Consider the following 15,949-nt stretch of genomic DNA (forward strand, 5'->3'; position numbering starts at 1 on the left):
ACTAGACTCTGCCGACTGCGTGTTTAGCCCCGCATCGAACTGGCAACAGCACAGCTCACGGCCCCTACGAAGTGCCATCTATCGGCAGCGGTCGCAGCGCCGGGGGCGGCGCTGCTGCCGGTCGCCTGAACCGGCATCGGGCCGGACGGCTGGAGTAGCCGTCCGGCCCGATGCCGTTCGCCAACTCTCGCTCAGGTCGCCATTCACCGCGCCACTTTCGAGGCATTCTCAAGAGAAGCGGGACAGCTGCGCGGCCCACGGTTTCCACTGGTCACCGGCCTGCGCGAGGCAGGCGGGGTGTGCCGGTTCGCACCCGGGAGCGGCCGGCAGGGCAGAGGCGGACTGCACAACCGGTACCGATCATGGTTTTAGTGCGATACGGTTGTCTTGTTGCCAGCCGGTCGGGCCGGCCCCACCCGCTACTCCCCAAGGACTCCGCCATGATCCCCGCCAACCGCACCACCGCCGACACGACCCGGGCCGCCTCCCTGCTCGGCATCAGCACGGGCACCTTCACCAACACCCGCCGCTGGGAGAAGCTCCGCGCCCAGCCGATCAGCCGGCCCGGCGCCAAGACCCGCTTCTGGGACGAGGAGCAGCTGCTCGCCGCGGTCGAGGAGCGGGAGATCCCGCTGATCACGCCGGCGAACCCCGACGAGGTGTACAACCTGGCGGTCGAGGACGAGTCGGTGCTGGAGCTGCTGCGCGACTTCCTCACCGGCTACTTCACCGGTGCTGGCAGCTCGGCCCCGGTGGCCGACGGCGCCCGGATCGCGCCGGCCGCGGACTCGGGCTTCGACCGGGTCGAGGTCTTCAGCGTGTTCGCCGCCGAGGAGCTGCCCGAGGCCGCGGAGGACGCGGTCGTCGACGTGAACGTGAAGCTGGTGGCGTACAACGAGAAGGGCGCCTGGCCGGTGAACGCCCAGCTGCGGCTGGAGTTCACCGGCGGCCGTTGGGTCGTCGCCGCCCTGGAGCGCGAGGACGAGGACGACCTGTTCGACCTTGAGGAGGCCTACCTCCTGGTGCCGGAGGACCGCCGGCCCACCATCTCGACCTGGCGGACCTACGCCACCTCCACCAACCGGAAGAGCGCGAAGCTCACCTCCATTCCGGAGGCCGACACGGTGGTCCACGGCGTGAAGCACTGGAAGCGCTCGACCATCAGGAACTGGGACCAGAACGAGCGGTTCCTGCAGGGCGAGGCGAAGGCCGGCGGCCGACCGGTCGGTGTCGTGGAGTCCACGCCCCGACCGCGGACCGCGCCCCGGCACGTGCTGGCGGCCGAGCGTCGGGCCAAGGTGCAGCAGATGTTGGGCGAGGACCCGGCGGTGACGCCCGCGGCGGTCGGCGAGGCGCTCGGAGTCAGCGCCGAGCGGGGCCGCCAGCTGCTCAACGAGGTCAAGACCGGCTCGGCCCAGTGATTCCTTGATGCACCGTCAAGCCCGGGCATCAAGGAATCCGCCGCTGCCGACAGGCCGTCAAGGTACCGCCATCCATACCTTGACGTGCAGTGTTATCGAATCGTGCTCCAGGCCCGTACCCCCATCAAGGGGTGCGTCAAGGAGTCCGGGGTTGTCTGTGCCGACCGCACACGCGCCTGAGATTCGAGAAGGGGCCCGGCGTGATCGCCACCACCGACAGCCACAACGGACACAGCTTCGACCGGCAGGCCCTGGCCCTGCTCTTCCAGCACCGCCTGGTCACATCGGAGCAGCTACGGGAGCTGCTCGGCCCGTTCAAGAACCCGAACTGGGCCAACAAGCGCCTGGCCGGCCTGCACAGCAAGGGCCTGACCGACTACGTCACCAAGCCGGTCTTCGGAGGCGGCCGACCCCGGACCTGGTTCCTGACGGACGCCGGCCGGGAGGTCGCGGGCGAGTTCAAGGAGCTGAGGAGCATGAGCAGTCCGCCGCCGAAGCTCGACGCGGACCGGGCGCTGCTCAACGCCGACCACACGATGGACGTCGTCAGGACGCACGTGGAGTTCGTCCGGGACGCCCGGCGCCGCGGCGACGAGTACGGACCGCGCGACTGGGTGCCGGAGGTCTACCACCGGCTCTCCGAGGCGCGGCGGGACGCCCTGATGCCGGATGCCGTGATGCGCTACACCGCCACCACGGACGAGGGCCGGGTGCACCTGCGCGCGTTCGTCGAGCTGGACCGGTGCACGGAGGTCAGCGAGCAGCTGACCTCGAAGCTCACCGCCTACGCCCGCTTCTACGAGCTCACCCCGATCCCGCTGCGCCTGCGCGGCACCACCGAGGCCCAAGGCGCGCCGCCGGCCTGGCAGGACTCCTACCCTCTCTTCCCCCGGCTGCTGTTCGTCCTGACCAACGGCTCGGAGACCACGATGCGGAACCGGATCGAGGACCTGCAGCTGGCCGCCGGGGACAACGCGCGGGTGGTCAACCTGCTGCGCAACGTCCCGGCCGGGGCGGCGACGTTCCGGGACATCGAGGAGCACGGTCCGTCGGCGCCCATCTGGAGCCCGCTGGCCGATGCCGAGCGCCCTCGGTGCGGCTGGGTCGACCTGTAACCAACTGTGCCGAAGGAGGCTTGCGTGTCACGGTTCACCAGCATCGGCCACGCCACCGTGACGTTGTCCGATGGCGGCATCCGGTACTTCCTCGTCCACGGGGAGTGCGCCGACGTTGTCTTCGTGACCCCCGGCGAGGCCGACAGCGTGCCGCTCTTCGGCACCCCGTGGCCGATCCGCCGGAGCGAGTTCACCACCATCACCGTACGTCGGGGCGAAGCCGGACCGACCACAGGAGATCACGATGTTCGCACTGCAGATTGACCCGGCCGGTCCGGTTGTCGAGATCGAGCTGCCCGACGATCCGGCGTTGCTTCGGCGGGTCCTGGCGACCCGCCTCGGCGGGAGCCCGGACCGGGGTGTCTACCACCGGCGGGCGCTGATGTGGCTGCACGGCAATACGATCAACGAGGGCCTGCCGCCGAACGTGCTGGCCACCGCGCTGGCCAGCGCCTGGCGCGGGATGGACATCGGGGCAAGCTACTTCCTCCACGGTCGGGTCATCGTCACCGGCGCCGCGGACGGTGATGCCGACCGGCTGGAGGAGGAGCTGGCCGGGCAGGCTCGCGAGGTGGGCCAGGTGGTCGCCGACCTCGCGCGAGTCTGGGCGACCGTTCCCCCGGCGTCCAACGAGGCGGCATGGGCGGAGATCGTCCGTGCCGTCCTGGCGCCCCAGCCGCTGTGACCACGGTCCGGGTCAGGTCGGGCCCCCGGTAGGGACGGACAGCGACAGAGGCCTGGGCGGCTCCCGGAGTGGGAGCTGCCCAGGCCTCTGTGTGTTGGCTGGCGGTCTCAATGCAGCGGCGTGGCCGACTCGGCGGCCGAGGGGCCGACGTGGTCGCGGGCGAGGAGGGCCGCGCGCAGCCACTGGGTCGAGGTGAGCGTGCCGTTCACCTCCGGCCAGTGAGCCCAGTGGACGGGTGAGCCGCCCGCTTGGCAGGTGCGTTCGGGATCGGGGACGTCGAGAAGATGCCCGTTCCGCAGCAGGTCGACCAGCGGGTGGAGGGCCACCCAGTCCGCTTCCTGGTCGGGCGGTATGAGCCAGAGGGTCCCGTCGACACGGGTGTCGTGGAGCACCGGGCCGATCCGGTGGGCGCTCGGTCCGTCGAGCGCGGACTCGAGCAGGGGGAGTCCGATCCCGGAGGGCAGGGAGATCGCGTTCCAGCGGATACCGGTGGGCATCGCAACCAGGCGGTCCGGTTCGGCCAGCCACCGCACGACGGTACGGTCGCGCCGCTGCGCGCCCAGGACGCCGGCCAGCCAGAGGACAGGGGGCATGGCGGCGGCCTGGGCGCGGTCGGGGTGCCGCCGCGGGCGGGGAAGGTCCACCGGGCTACCGCCGGACGGGGGTGGCGAGCACGGTGTACTGCTCGACCGTCTCGAAGGACTGCACGGGGACCACGACGGTGGTCCCCTGCGCGTTCAGATGCAGTATCCGTCCGCCGCCCGGCCGCCAGAGCATGTTGGTAACCTCGCACGGCCAGCCGTCGACGCTGATCCAGGACCCGATGGAGACTTCCTGCTGGCCGACCGGACGGGGGGTGAGCAGGGTGCGGCCGTCGGAGAGGCGGAAGCCGCTGGGCAGCCGATCGGCGACGGTGGCCATGCTGGGTCTGGGCGGGGCCATCACGATTCCGTTCGGTTCGGGTCGGTGGGAGCGACGGGGAGCGGGCATTGCGCCCAGACGGCCTTGCCGACGGGCAGGGGGTGCCAGCCCCAGCGGTCGAGGGTGATGTTGCGGACGAGGCCGAGCCCGAGCCCGCCCTCCTCCTGGCCGGGCTCGGTGGTGTCGACCACCAGGCCGTCCGGGCTGGGGTCGCTGACGGCGACCAGGACGTCGTCTCCCTTGAGGATGAGCAGCAGGCCCATGCCCACCGGCTGGCCCGGGGGCGTGGCGTGCTTGAGGACGTTGGTGACCAGCTCGCTGACCACCACGGCGACGTCGGCGAGGGCGCGCGGGTCGGCCGGCCGGCCCTGGGAGCTCCGGGCCTCGCGGCAGTACTTGACGGCGCGCTTGCGCAGCTCGGGGACGTGCTCGCTGGACAGCTTCTCCACCCGGTGTTCCCAGTGGGCGGGAGCGCAGTAGGTCTGTTCCTTGAGCGGGGCGGGCGTCGTCACGGCGCCTCCTTGCGGTGCGGCCACCCGGCGAAGGCGGCGAAGTGGTCGGCCGTGGCGGGTGGCCGGGGGGGTCGCGGGGGGCGGGGGGCCGGGCCCGCGGGGGCTGCGGCGAACAGGGCGCGGAAGGAGTGCTGGAGGGCGGTGGCCAGGGTGCCGGCGTAGGTGAGGTCGCCGCTGCCGTCGGGGGCGTGGACCCAGCGGACCTTGCGGGTGTCGCTGCCGGGGGCGGGGCATGGCAGGGGCGTGTCGCTGTCGGCGGTCAGGTGGGCGGTCAGCGTCGTGCCCCAGGGCCACGGCCCGTCGGGGGTGTGGAGGACGCCGGCGAGGAGGCGCTCCCAGCTGGTGGTCAGGCACGGCACCCAGAAGCAGATGCTGGTCTCGGTGAGCAGGGTGGGGCCGGGCGCGGCATCGGCGGCAGCGAGCGCTTGGAGGGCTCCGTCGCCGAGGCGGATGTCGGTGCTGATGACGTGCCAGGGGCTGCCTGGCGCGATGCGCAGGGGTGCCAGGCGGTGCGGGACGCGCCAGGCGGCCAGGCAGGCGGCCGGGTCGGCGCTGGTGCGGGCCAGCCAGTCCCGGCCCGGGGTCTCCGGGGCGGGGGTGGCGGGGAGTATCGGGAGGGGGTCGGCTTCGTGGTGGGAGCGGTCGGCCGGTGCGCGCGGCGGCGCGGTGGGCGGGTCCATCAGAGCGGTGATGTGGTTCATCGGGGCTCCAGCCACGTCGTGTGGGCTGCCGGGAGGCAGGCAGGCGCGGACGGACATCGCCTAAAGCGATCATCCGGTCACCTTGAGCTAACACACTCCACTGTGCTCGCTAATTAGCGAGTCGTCAATATCGCGATTCGCTAATTAGCGCCCTATGGTTGGCTCACCGGCCGTCCCACCGGCAGAATGTGACGCACCGTTACCCCGAACGCCGTCGCTGCCGGTTGACACGTCACACTGATCGGGCACCGCGACCAGGAGGAGCAGCAGAGACCGTGGCCACCAGCAGCGAGCCGGACTACCGGCGGATGCGCGTCGGCGGAATCCTCCGCCGACTTCGCGAGCAGTGCGGCATGACCCTGGAGGTCGCCTCCGCAGCGGCCGGGATCAAGATCGACCGCCTCAGCCGACTGGAGCGGGGTGCGGTGAGGATCGACGTCCCCGTGGTTCGGGCGCTGCTCGACGTCTACGGCGTTGACGACCGAAAGGTCCGCGCAGCGCTGGAGGAGACCGTCCGCAGCCTCACCGCGCCGACCTGGTGGCAGTCCTACACCCGGTCCCTGCACATCGCACTGAAGAACCTGCTGGGGCTGGAGGAGACCGCCGGCTCCGTGTGGACGTGGCAGCCGCTGCTGATCCCCGGGCGCCTCCAGGCCGAGGAGTACTCGCGGGTCCTTCTTCACGCCGGGATCGGCATCGTCCACGACGGCCCCGAGCAGGCCGAGACGCTGGTGCAGGTTCGCCAGGAGCGCCAGCGCCGGGTCACCACCCCGCTGACCGCGGTCATCGGGGAGGCCGCGCTGCGCACTCCCGTCGGCGGCGCCGAGGTGATGCGCACGCAGATCCGCCACCTGCTTGCCCAGGACCCTGACCTTGTCACCCTGCTCGTCCTGCCGTCGGAGCGTGGTGCGCACGTCGGCCTCGACAGCGCCTTCTCCGTGCTCGACTTCCCGGACGGGGCCCGGGTGGCCACCGTAGAGACGCTCGCCACGACCCTCTACCTGGACGACGAGGAGTCCTTGGACACCTACGCCAAGGCGATGGTCCAGATCACCGATCTCGCGCTCGACCCGAGCGCGACGCGGAAGTTCCTCGAACAGCTCGTCCGCGCCGCCTGAATCACCCGGCTCCACCTCGAAAGGACCGCCATGTCCCGCACCACCCCTCGTCAGGTTCCGGACGAGTGGACCAAGAGCTCCTACAGCGGTCAGACGGGAGACTGCGTCCGCTGGCGCCGGTCGCGCACCAAGCCGGACCACGTCGAGGTCGGCGACTCGAAGGACCCCGACGGGCCGACCTTGACGCTGCCGGATGAGCAGTGGCAGGCGTTCGTGGACGTCGCGAGGACGTTCGAGGTGTAGCCGCAGCAGCAAGGAATGGACAGCAGGGCGGGGCCGGGTCGATGCGACCCGGCCCCGCCTTCCGTTTTCCGCGACGTGCCTTGGGCCCGGCGCCGTCCGGGGGCCGACGGCGGTACCCGCCGAAGGCGCCCCGCGGCTGGCCGTGGGCGTGAGCATCCGTCATCTCCTCGCTGCGCATGTACCCGCCCAGACAACAGTCCCCGGAAGGGCGAGTCGAGGTCAGATCACCGGACACATCGGGACCGGCGCCGGAATACTGGTGCGCTGTCGAGGCAGCATCAGAGCAGCGGGGAGGTTCGGTGACCGGGGCGCCAGCAGAGGTGGGCAACCCCGCGTTCGTCAGGGCCAGGATCGCGCTGGGACTCAAGACCCAGCAGGACTTCGTCGACGCCTTCGAGGTGCACGCCCAGGAGATCGGCGTGCGGATCGGCATCTCGATCCGGCAGGTGCGGCGGTGGGAGTCCCCGACGCCCGGCTGGCCGAACCGGGACGCCCGCAAGGTCCTGGCGTCGATGTTCCGTTGCCCGGAGGAACAGCGCTCGGCCCAGCGCATCCTGGAGGACCTCGGCTTCGTCCCGCTCCGCCGCCCACCGGGACGCCGACCCGACACGATCAGGAGCACGACGCCACCTCTCTACTACCCGCCCGAGGTCGGCCTCGCCCTGCCGGACCGGCCGGACCGCCTGCTGCCGCACCTTCGGGCCGCACTGGACGAGGCGGGCCGCACCGACAGCGTCCTCGGCCCCCGCGCGGCCCTCCCCCAGGCCCTGGCCATCGTCGGCTCGGTCGAGCGGGCCGCCCGCGAGGCCTCCGGGCGTGCACGCCGGGACCTCCTGGTGCTCAGCGCCCGGGCGGCTGAGTTCACCGCCTGGCTGCACCGCGACTCCGAAGCCGGCCCCGCGCCCACCGCCTTCTGGCACGACCGGGCGATCGAGCTGGCCACCATGGCCGGAGAAGGGCAGCTCCACGGCTACGTCCTGCTGCGCAAGGCCCAAGCCGCCGACGGCGACCCTGCCCGAATGCGGGATCTCGCCCACGCCGCTCACGCCGGGCCGTGGTCGCTGCCGCCGCGGCCCCAGGCGGAGGCCCTCCAGCACGAGGCCCGCGCGCTGGCCCTCACCGGAGTTCGGGGAAAGGCGATCGACCGGCTCCTCGACGAGGCCCGCGAAACCGTCGAAGCGGCACCCCCACCCACCGGCCCGGCCACCTGCACCGGGCCCCTGGGGGAGGGCTACACCCTGGAGCGGCTGATGGTCCAGAGCGCGCTGTGCTACCGGGAAGCCGGACGGCCGGCCCGCTCCGTCGACCTGTTCGGCCGCTACCTGGCGACCGGCCGGTTCGCCCCCCGGGACCGCGCCTTCTTCACCGCCGCCATGTCCGGTGCCCTGGTGGCCACCGGCGAGCCGGACCAAGCCGCCGACGCCGCACTGGCCGCGCTGGAAATCGCTGCCGGTGCGGGCTTCGGCCAGGCCCTCGCCGAACTGCATCGCACCAAGTCGGCCCTGCTGCCCCACGCCCGGCGCCCGGCCGTACGCCAGCTGCTCAGCGCTCTGCGGGAAGTCCGGCCCGCAGCTCGCAGGTAGCCGTCCTCAGCCCGCCCGCGGTGGCGCGACCGGGGAGGCTTCGGCGATCTGCAGGCCCCGGGTGTCGATCACGTACTCGTCCTCGTTGCAGCTGGTGCTGTGCGACAACAGGGCTCCGGTCGGCGCGACGACGCGGTAGAGCCTGCCCGGCGGGCGGCCGGCGACGGCGCCGTCCGCGTAGCGCTGGGCGACCGCCCGGGTGGCGGTCCACGACCAGTCCCTGCGCCGCACGGGCACGCTGCCGCGCCACAGTTCCACCGGCCCGGGCGGCAGCGGAGCCGGTACGCCGTCCCGTGTGTACCCGGCTGCCCGGAACATCTGCCGCCAGCTCTCCCGGGGCAGGCTCCGGTCGGGGAACTCCGCCGCGCTCCAGGCATGCCCGATGTATCGGGCGAGGACCGCAGCGGTGACGGCCCGTCCGAACCAGGCGTCGTGGAGCAGGGCGGGAACGTTGAGGCGCCCGGCCCAGCCGGCCAGGCGCTGCAGGTGCTCGGCGGTCAGGGTGCGCCCGGCCCGGACGGCGGCGGCGACTTCAGCGAAGGCCTCCGCCTCCAGGTCCAGCAGACCGGCCTGGCCGGTCACGGCGCGGCGAGGAACGCGGTGACCTTCTCGATCACCTCGGCCTGCCACGCCTGCGTCTGCGGGTCGAGGTACTGCGGGTCGTCGTGGACGGCGAAACCGTGCTGAGCGCCGTCCAGCTCGATCAGCACGGCGCCCCCGCCGAACGCGGAGAGGTAGCGGCGGGAGGACTCCACCGGCACGAACGTGTCCTTGGTGCCGTGCACCACCAGCGTGGAGGCGAGGATGCGCGGCAGGATCGCCGCCGGGTCGAGGTAGTGGACCTCGTTGAGGAGGGCCCGGCCGAGCCCGAAGGGGCTTCGCTCGGTAAAGCCCCGGCCCTCGAGCTCCCAGGTGGAGGCCTCGTCCAGGTAGTCGGCATCGTCAATGTACGGCCGGCTGGTGATGTAGCGCTGCCGGTAGTCCAGCCTCGGGTTGAGAAGGACCAGCTTGTCCACCGCCGCCGGGTAGCTGGCGGCGACCAGAGCGGCGGCCCCACCGGAGAAAGACGCGGCGATGACGTGAACCGGTCGGTCCACCGGCGACCCGGATTCGGCGCGCAGGTGGTCGGCGGCGGCGCGGATGTCGTTGGCGACGCCCGCCATGGTGATGTCCTGTTCGCGGCCGTCGCTGCTGCCGTGGGCCCGCAGGTCGAAGCGCAGGTTCTCGACCCGGGAGACGGCCAGGGCGTCGGCGAGCCGGGTGAAGAAGGTGCCCTCCTCGCGGGTGACACCCGCGCCGTGTACCAAGACCGCCAGCGCCTGGGGACGTTCGGCGCTGGCGACGGTGCCGCTCAGCCGCGTGCCGTCGAAGGACCGGAACTCCGTATCGCGATCAGCCATGCACTGATGGTAGCCACCGCAGGGCATGCGGATGCCCGCCCTGGAGAGATGCGTTCCCTCCGGGGCGGGCTGTGGGTGGCAGGCACTCGTAGCGGGCGTTCGCGGCACGCGGCCAGCCGGGTTCGGGCTCACTCGGTGAGGGCCTGACGGAGGCTCTCCAGGCAGTCCGGGCACATCGGCGGTTCCGGCGCGGTGCCGGTTCCCGGCCTGCCGCATGGTCCGCCGCCCAGGCCGTCCGGGCCGGGCGCCTGACAGCGCCAGGTCATCGGGGCGGGCTGCGGTGACGGGCGGCGCTGGCGAGCGGGCCGGACGACCTGGTCGAGGACAGCGGTCTCCTTCTCCAGGTACTCCTGGGCGCGGCGGGCCTGGCGCTCGGCCGCGCGCAGGCCGCAGGCGCGGCACTCCTCACCGGAGCCGAGGAGCAGCCCGCGTTCGCAGTCCGGCCGCTCGCACTCCCGGCTGGAGAGGATCGTGGCGAGGTATCCGACCGGTCCTCGGATCTCCCCAGCCTGGATCCGCTCGGGAATCCCGGCCCGCCACCAGCCGGCATTGATCCGGGCAAGGGCGTGTTCGGGAGTGCGGCCCGCCGAGAGCAGGTCGCGGACGGCCCGGCGCAGCGGCGGGACCTTGATGGCCGGGTGCTTGCTGACGCCGAGGGCGTCGACCATCGCGAACACTTCCTCTTCCCGGGGGGCGGGCTTGGAGGCGGTGGTGCGGATCGTCTTGGTGCGGGGCTTCGTGGTTTTGGTCGCGGCTGTGCCGCTGCTCGGGTTCGGCTTGGGGCGCGAGCGTGCGCCGCGGGCCGCGCGCGGCAAACCACCTGTACCTGCCCTACGGGCGTCCGGAAGGGGCTCGCTGCGACTGTTCTCACTACTGCTCTTAATGATGTCCGCGTGGTGTCCCCACCCTTGTCCGTCTGGTGACGCCACCCCTGTCCGCGTGGTGTCTCCACCCATGTCCGTCTGGTGACGCCACCCCCCGGTGAAGGCGGCGAGCTCGCGGTCGTCGCGGGCAGCGGCGCGGGCCCGCCAGAGCCGGGCGTCGAGGAGGAAGTAGGAGGAGGCGACGCGACCGCCGCCGTCCTGGGCGGGGAGGAAGTTGTCCTGCATGACGAGGAGTCCGTCGGCCCGCATCTGGGCCAGGACGTCGGTGACGGCGGTCCGGCCGAGTCCGGTGCAGGCCATCAGCTCCTTCACGGTGGGCGGGCGGTCGGTGATCGCCCGGTTGTGGATGTTCACGAAGGTGGCGATCGCGGCGTAGACGGTCTTGTAGTTCGGCGAGCGTTCGCCGGTGCGGGCGATGCGGGCGTCGAGCTTGACGTAGTCGATGCCCGGTGCGCGCTGGACGCGGGGCACCGGCCGGCCGTCGGGGCCGAGAACGGGTGTGGGCGTCGGGGCGGCGGCCCGCTGCAGGAGTTGCTGGGCCCAGCGTTCGCGGTCGAGGAGTTGGTACAGGTTGGCGTCGGCGACTGTCTCGTAGCCGGGAACGGTCTGGGGGTGGACTGCGAGGATCTGGCGGTCCACCAGGTCGGCGGTGGCTCGGTCGAGGGTCTTGACCGAGCGGCCCATGCAGGCGGCGACAGTCTTGCGGTACGGGAGGAGGGCGTAGCGGGCTTCCGCGGACCAGGCCGCCACGGACTCGGTGGTGAGGGTGATGCGCTCTTCGATCCCGGCGAAGGAGGACAGTGCCATGTAGGCCGCCTTGGTGGTGGGTGCGCAGTCGCCGTCCCTGGCGAGCCGGGCGTCGAACTCGATCCAGTCGAGGCCCTCGCAGACGAGGCAGCCGTCAGGGCCGGTGGAGAGCCCGGTGAAGAAGGTGGTCACCGGGTCACCGCCTGCTGGCCGCGCGCGGAGGTGTAGACGCTGTCGCGGTCAGGGTCCCAGGCGCCCCGGTGGGCTTGGGGGAAGAGGAAGTAGCCGTACGGGTCCTCGATCGGCTGGGCGTCGTCGGCCGGCTGCCCGGCCCGGATGTCGGTGAGGGCGGCGTGGACGGTGCGGGCGACGAGCAGCCACGCCTCCTGGGTGAACGGGTGGGCGGGGCCGAACTCGACGGTGGCGTCGTCGGCGAGGAACCCCGCCCAGGTCCGGGCGATCGCGGTGCGGCCTTCGGCGAGGGCGACGCTGACGGCCGCATAGTCCTGCCGGTACCAGCGCGGGGGCACCGGCGGCTCGGAGGGCTTCGGCGGAAGCGGCGCCGGAGCGGCGGGTCCGGGGGTGGGTGTGGCGAGGCGGAGCGGGCCGGTGGTCGCCGTCCGGCGGCGGTGCAGCGAGCGGATCGCTCGGGTGACGAGGAGCAGGGGCCAGAAAACGGTCAGCGCCACCGCGGCGGCGACGGCCGCCAGGAGGGCGGCGGGTCCCGCAGGGCGCCGGATGCCGCCGATTCCGGTGAGCGCGATGTAGAAGGCGCCGGCCGGGAGGTAGGTGGTTACGGCGACTGCGGCCAGGCAGCTGGGGTCGCCGGGCAACAGGGTCGGCAGCAGGTCCATCAGGGGCTCCTCGGGCTGTGGTGGATCAGTGCCCGAGGTAACCCCGCACTTCTGGACGGACCTCTTGATGATCAAAGTGCGGCAGATAACGACTGCGCAACGCCGCCGATCGAGGGGGTGAGCACTCCTTGATGGCATGTACCGGTGTCCTGTGACAGTGGTTCCTGACCGCGTGCCACTGAACGTTGACGACTGCGTGGTTCGTGACACACAGGTGTGTTGCTTCAACCGGCCAGACGTCGTTGCCCTGGTGGACTTCCTGACCGGCTATCTGGACCGGCCCAGGCATCTTGCCTGAGCGCCGCACAGCGAAGCGCCTCCGCCGATGTCGGCGGAGGCGCTTCGCTGTGGATGGCCGGCCGCTGGCGGTCAGCGGCCGGGGGCCGGTCACAGGAAGGGGTCGGCAACAGTGCGGATCAGCGAGTCAGCCCATCCCAGGGCCATGACCGCGCCGACGGCCAGCAGGGTGACACCACCGAGCATGTACGGGGCTTCTCGGCGAACCATTCCGGTCAAGGCGAACCAGCCGCCGCCCAGAGCAAGGGCCAACCCAACAAGCGTGATCACGAATAGATCCCCTCCTGTGCTTCCGTCCGATGCAGTCAACCATGCCGTTTCCGCCCATCTGTATGCCGGAAACACCTGGCTGATCGAGGCGCTGCTCACCCTTGGGGTTGCCGTTGAGTTCCATCGAGATCCTTGTGTGTCGGCTGGGCGGCGCGGCTGCCGCGCACGAACGGGCCCGCTCGCGGGCCCTATTGCGGGGTCGCGAGGCTTGCCCTTGCGGGCCCGCTTGCATCTGCGGGGAGCGGCCTTGCGGTGCGGGACGGGCCGGTTAGCCCCGCACCGCAAAGGGCGGCCGCGTCCCTCTTCCAGTCGCTGCCCTGCGCGCCGGGGCCCGCACCGCTCGGTACGGTGCCGCATGGCATGGTGGCCGCGCACGGCTTACGGGCGGACGTCTGCGTGGGCCCTGCGTGATGGCGGACCCGGCATCGCCGGCGCGGTCGATGGACGGCCGGGGATGTGGCGCTCTCACTCCGCCCGGGTCCGCGGCACTCGGCTGCGGGGGCGGCTCGCCGGTCGATGGTGGCCATCAAGGTGACCGGAGCTGCTCCCTGACCGGATATCAAGGAGTCCGCTGGACAAGACCGGGTCATCAAGGTGTTTGGGCTGGGCATCAAGGTGTGGCTGACCGTCCTGTGCTGGGATCCGGCCGCTCACCTTGATGCCCTCTACGAACGCCCCGTGAATACCTTGATGCTCCATCAAGGTATTCATCGCATTTCTTGGTGCCCGACCAAAGCAACAGGTCAGAGCGTGATCATCAAGGAGTCCGCGGTTTCCTCCTTCGACAGCATCGGCTGGCGGTCTTGGGGTCCCTGGCGGGCCCTCGCCCTCCCAGCGCGATCTGCCCAGGGCGCCTTTCCCCCCGGTCTCCTTCGGCACCGGGCTGCAGCGCTCCTGCGAGGAGGCATCTGGGCGGCCCTGGCCGCGGGCCCGGTGCTGCTCGCCGCCGCAGTTGCCGTCCCTCGGGTGGCGGGCAGCTCGCACACCGACCCGGCCGCATGGCCGGTCGTGATCGCACGGCCGACAGGCCTTGCGGATCGCTCGTCGAACTATGGCTGTGCTCGGGCGGCACCGCAGTCGAGAAGACGTTGCGGTGCGCGCACGCCGCCGGGCGGGCGCACCTGGCGGGTCGCGGTTGCGGGCCGCGCCCGTGCTGTCGCCCGCTTCCCCGCAAGGCGGGACGTCTCCGCAAGCCGATCCGCAACGCTTCCCGCGAGCGTCCGTGCGGAAGCGCGACGTCGTCTCCGCAAGCGGCGGACGACGGTGTGCGGGCGGTGCGGTACTTCGCGGTGCCGGTGTCGATGGTGCGCTCGGCCGGGTCGGGCGGGGCGCGGGATTCGCCGGTGGTCAGACGGTGCTGGAAGGTACAGGCCGACGGCCTGGCAAGGCCCGCGCTGGGAAGTGGCCGCTGGAGTACCCGCTGCGGCTGACCGCCCCGGCCCGATACGGCCTCAAGGTGCGCCCTGTGAAGGCCATCAAGGAGTCGCAGCCGGGCCCGGCACTGCCATCAAGGCGTCGTCCATACCTTGATGGCCCACCGTGGTCGCCTTGATGGCCAGCCAAGCTCACCTTGATGACGCGACAACGTGCAGGTCAGAGCCTTGACGGCCGCCGTTGCAAAGGCGTTATCCAATGAGCCTTGATCATCAAGGAGTACGTCAAGGAGTGCGGGGTTCCCTCGGTCGACAGCTGATCCACTGACCCTGGAGCCTCCCCGTGAGTCCATTGTTCTCCCGGCGCGACCGCGCGCCGGCCCCTGCCACCGCTGCCTCGGGCGGGGACCTGCGACGCGCCCAGCGCCGCACCCTCGCGATCCGAACCGGCGTCTGGGCGGCGCTGGCGGCCAGCCCCGTCGCCCTGGGACTGTCCTTCGCCGCGCTCCGTGGCGCGGCGGCCGCGCCGATGGCCCCGGCCGTCGCTGCGCCGCCCGCGGTCTCCCCGCCGAGCGGCTACGCCGAGCAGTTCATCGACCTCTGGTTGCGCAGCTCCCAGGACGGTCCGCAGTTGGACGCTCTGCGCACCATGGCACCGAGCGTGGAGCTGCCGCGGCCCGCCTCGGGTGTGCAGGCGACCGTTGAGCGTGTGGTGGCGGTGCGTAGTGCTCCGCTTGGAGTGCGCACCTGGCAGGTGACGGTGGCGGCGACGATGCTCCTGCCGGCAGCGGGCGCGAAGAGCGGTTCCGGTGTGCAGAGCTCTGCGCAGCCGACCGGTTCGGCGCAGAGTCCGGGTTCTGCGCAGGGCGGGGAGGACGCGCAGAACCGGGTGCGGACGGTGCGGTACTTCGCGGTGCCGGTGGAGGTGGTGCGGTCCTCTGGTTCGGGCGGAGCGCCGGACGCGCTGGCGGTCACTGCGGCGCCGGCTCAGGTGGCTGCTCCGGCCGCGCTGTCCGGGGACCCGTCCGCTCCGGTGTACGGGTCGGTCATTGGCGACGGCCCTCTCCAGCAGGCGGTGGCCGGGTACCTGACGGCCTATCTCACGGGGACCGGCGACGCCAGCCGGTACCTGGCCCCCGGGGCGAAGGTCCTCGCACCTGCGGCCTCGTACTCGAAGGTTTCGCTGGCGTCGCTGGGGTCCAGCGGGCCGGTGCCGTCCGTGCCGGCCGACGGCACGGTGATCAGTGTCCAGGCTCAGGTCCTCGCGACCGACACCGCAGGCGCGTGGCCGCTGACCTACCCGCTGCGTCTGCGGGCGCGCGCCGGGCGGTGGGAGGTCGCTTCCCTCGCCCCGGTCCTCTCCTCTCCTTCCTCTTCTTCTTCCGGCTCGGGTACCTCGCCCTCGCCGGCTCCTTCGACTACGGCGGGGGTGCGGTGATGGCTGCTCACGACACGGCTATGGCCGGTGCGGTCCAGAACTTCGGCAACAGCTGGAGCAGCACTTTGCTGGACTGGGTGGCGAACGGTCTGATGATCGCTCTCGGCGGGATCCTGATCATCCACGCGATCCGCAAGATGTCGATCAAGAGCGCGATCGGTGGGGCTGTCGGACTGGTCATCTGCTGGAGCATCTTCGCGGGTCGGTTCGTGATCAGCGACATGTTCCAGACCGAGTACAAGGACCCGGGCAAGACCTCGGTGCAGATCCCCGGTGACCCGAGCATCGGTGCTCCCCCGCTTCCGACGGTTGCCTTCCAGGGCGCGTTGTGAGCGGGGCCGCGCGTCCCAGGATCGGCCGCTCGTACACCCGCGCGCGGAGGCACCC

18 protein-coding genes are annotated in these 15,949 nt (G+C 71.8%); 9 read left to right on the forward strand and 9 right to left on the reverse strand.

All coding sequences use genetic code 11. The annotated features are described in order from the left end of the window. Positions 1 to 440: 440 nt before the first annotated feature. The 4 genes from ACIBEC_RS32995 (at position 441) to ACIBEC_RS33010 (ending at position 3,221) form a co-directional block, all read left to right on the forward strand. Entirely contained in the window at positions 441 to 1,421 is a 981-nt protein-coding gene (locus tag ACIBEC_RS32995) for a hypothetical protein (protein ID WP_360500776.1), read from the forward strand. Positions 1,422 to 1,621: 200 nt separating this feature from the next. Continuing rightward, positions 1,622 to 2,536 carry a replication-relaxation family protein gene (locus ACIBEC_RS33000; protein WP_360500778.1) on the forward strand — a complete coding sequence of 305 codons (915 nt, stop codon included), beginning with the start codon at positions 1,622 to 1,624 and terminating at the stop codon, positions 2,534 to 2,536. A gap of 24 nt (positions 2,537 to 2,560) precedes the next feature. Beyond that, positions 2,561 to 2,800, forward strand: coding sequence for a hypothetical protein (locus ACIBEC_RS33005; protein ID WP_360500781.1), 240 nt, complete (start codon positions 2,561 to 2,563; stop codon positions 2,798 to 2,800). After that, positions 2,781 to 3,221, forward strand: coding sequence for a hypothetical protein (locus tag ACIBEC_RS33010; protein ID WP_360500784.1), 441 nt, complete (start codon positions 2,781 to 2,783; stop codon positions 3,219 to 3,221). The genes ACIBEC_RS33005 and ACIBEC_RS33010 overlap by 20 nt, the downstream gene beginning before the upstream one ends. 107 nt (positions 3,222 to 3,328) lie before the next feature. On the opposite strand, the gene ACIBEC_RS33015 is transcribed toward ACIBEC_RS33010, so the two are convergent. Genes ACIBEC_RS33015 through ACIBEC_RS33030 form a run of 4 tightly spaced genes read right to left on the reverse strand, consistent with a single transcriptional unit; the run spans position 3,329 to position 5,355 of the window. Further along, positions 3,329 to 3,865 carry a hypothetical protein gene (locus ACIBEC_RS33015; RefSeq protein WP_396289578.1) on the reverse strand — a complete coding sequence of 179 codons (537 nt, stop codon included), beginning with the start codon at positions 3,863 to 3,865 and terminating at the stop codon, positions 3,329 to 3,331. 4 nt (positions 3,866 to 3,869) lie between these two features. Continuing rightward, positions 3,870 to 4,163: a hypothetical protein gene (locus tag ACIBEC_RS33020; protein ID WP_360500788.1), complete on the reverse strand. Its 294-nt coding sequence runs from the start codon at positions 4,161 to 4,163 to the stop codon at positions 3,870 to 3,872. Then, positions 4,163 to 4,654, reverse strand: a complete 492-nt coding sequence (locus ACIBEC_RS33025; RefSeq protein WP_360500791.1) for an ATP-binding protein — start codon at positions 4,652 to 4,654, stop codon at positions 4,163 to 4,165. Before ACIBEC_RS33025 ends, ACIBEC_RS33020 begins: the two co-directional genes overlap by 1 nt. Continuing rightward, a complete protein-coding gene (locus tag ACIBEC_RS33030) occupies positions 4,651 to 5,355 on the reverse strand; it encodes a hypothetical protein (protein ID WP_360500794.1) in 705 nt (234 codons plus the stop codon). Before ACIBEC_RS33030 ends, ACIBEC_RS33025 begins: the two co-directional genes overlap by 4 nt. A 275-nt stretch (positions 5,356 to 5,630) precedes the next feature. Between ACIBEC_RS33030 and ACIBEC_RS33035 the strand changes: the two genes are divergently transcribed. The 3 genes from ACIBEC_RS33035 to ACIBEC_RS33045 all read left to right on the forward strand — a co-directional run bounded on the left by ACIBEC_RS33035 (position 5,631) and on the right by ACIBEC_RS33045 (position 8,299). Beyond that, positions 5,631 to 6,473 carry a helix-turn-helix transcriptional regulator gene (locus ACIBEC_RS33035; protein ID WP_360500796.1) on the forward strand — a complete coding sequence of 281 codons (843 nt, stop codon included), beginning with the start codon at positions 5,631 to 5,633 and terminating at the stop codon, positions 6,471 to 6,473. A 30-nt stretch (positions 6,474 to 6,503) separates the two neighbouring features. After that, the gene (locus ACIBEC_RS33040; protein WP_360500799.1) at positions 6,504 to 6,716 is read left to right on the forward strand and encodes a DUF397 domain-containing protein; all 213 of its coding nucleotides are present in this window, start codon (positions 6,504 to 6,506) and stop codon (positions 6,714 to 6,716) included. Positions 6,717 to 7,015: 299 nt separating this feature from the next. Further along, positions 7,016 to 8,299: an XRE family transcriptional regulator gene (locus ACIBEC_RS33045; protein ID WP_360500802.1), complete on the forward strand. Its 1,284-nt coding sequence runs from the start codon at positions 7,016 to 7,018 to the stop codon at positions 8,297 to 8,299. 6 nt (positions 8,300 to 8,305) lie between these two features. Here the strand turns inward: ACIBEC_RS33045 and ACIBEC_RS33050 are convergent, their stop codons facing one another. The 5 genes from ACIBEC_RS33050 to ACIBEC_RS33070 form a co-directional block, all read right to left on the reverse strand. Next, positions 8,306 to 8,881 (reverse strand): hypothetical protein, encoded by a 576-nt coding sequence (locus ACIBEC_RS33050; RefSeq protein ID WP_360500804.1) that lies wholly within the window; start codon positions 8,879 to 8,881, stop codon positions 8,306 to 8,308. After that, a complete protein-coding gene (locus tag ACIBEC_RS33055) occupies positions 8,878 to 9,699 on the reverse strand; it encodes an alpha/beta hydrolase (RefSeq protein ID WP_360500806.1) in 822 nt (273 codons plus the stop codon). Before ACIBEC_RS33055 ends, ACIBEC_RS33050 begins: the two co-directional genes overlap by 4 nt. Positions 9,700 to 9,827: 128 nt before the next feature. Next, positions 9,828 to 11,522, reverse strand: coding sequence for a hypothetical protein (locus tag ACIBEC_RS33060; protein ID WP_360500808.1), 1,695 nt, complete (start codon positions 11,520 to 11,522; stop codon positions 9,828 to 9,830). Next, a complete protein-coding gene (locus ACIBEC_RS33065; RefSeq protein WP_360500811.1) occupies positions 11,519 to 12,184 on the reverse strand; it encodes a hypothetical protein in 666 nt (221 codons plus the stop codon). The genes ACIBEC_RS33060 and ACIBEC_RS33065 overlap by 4 nt, the downstream gene beginning before the upstream one ends. A 387-nt stretch (positions 12,185 to 12,571) precedes the next feature. Next, on the reverse strand, positions 12,572 to 12,751 hold the full coding sequence (locus ACIBEC_RS33070; RefSeq protein WP_360500813.1) for a hypothetical protein: 180 nt from the start codon (positions 12,749 to 12,751) through the stop codon (positions 12,572 to 12,574). Between the two features lie 1,716 nt (positions 12,752 to 14,467). On the opposite strand from ACIBEC_RS33070, the gene ACIBEC_RS33075 reads away from it, so the two are divergent. Together ACIBEC_RS33075 and ACIBEC_RS33080 are read left to right on the forward strand one after the other, a co-directional pair. Continuing rightward, a complete protein-coding gene (locus ACIBEC_RS33075) occupies positions 14,468 to 15,562 on the forward strand; it encodes a hypothetical protein (protein ID WP_360500816.1) in 1,095 nt (364 codons plus the stop codon). After that, on the forward strand, positions 15,562 to 15,894 hold the full coding sequence (locus ACIBEC_RS33080) for a hypothetical protein (protein WP_360500819.1): 333 nt from the start codon (positions 15,562 to 15,564) through the stop codon (positions 15,892 to 15,894). Before ACIBEC_RS33075 ends, ACIBEC_RS33080 begins: the two co-directional genes overlap by 1 nt. Positions 15,895 to 15,949 lie beyond the last annotated feature (55 nt).

Origin of the sequence: Kitasatospora sp. NPDC051164, assembly GCF_044455625.1 — a bacterium.
In the GTDB taxonomy this organism is placed as follows: Bacteria; Actinomycetota; Actinomycetes; order Streptomycetales; family Streptomycetaceae; genus Kitasatospora.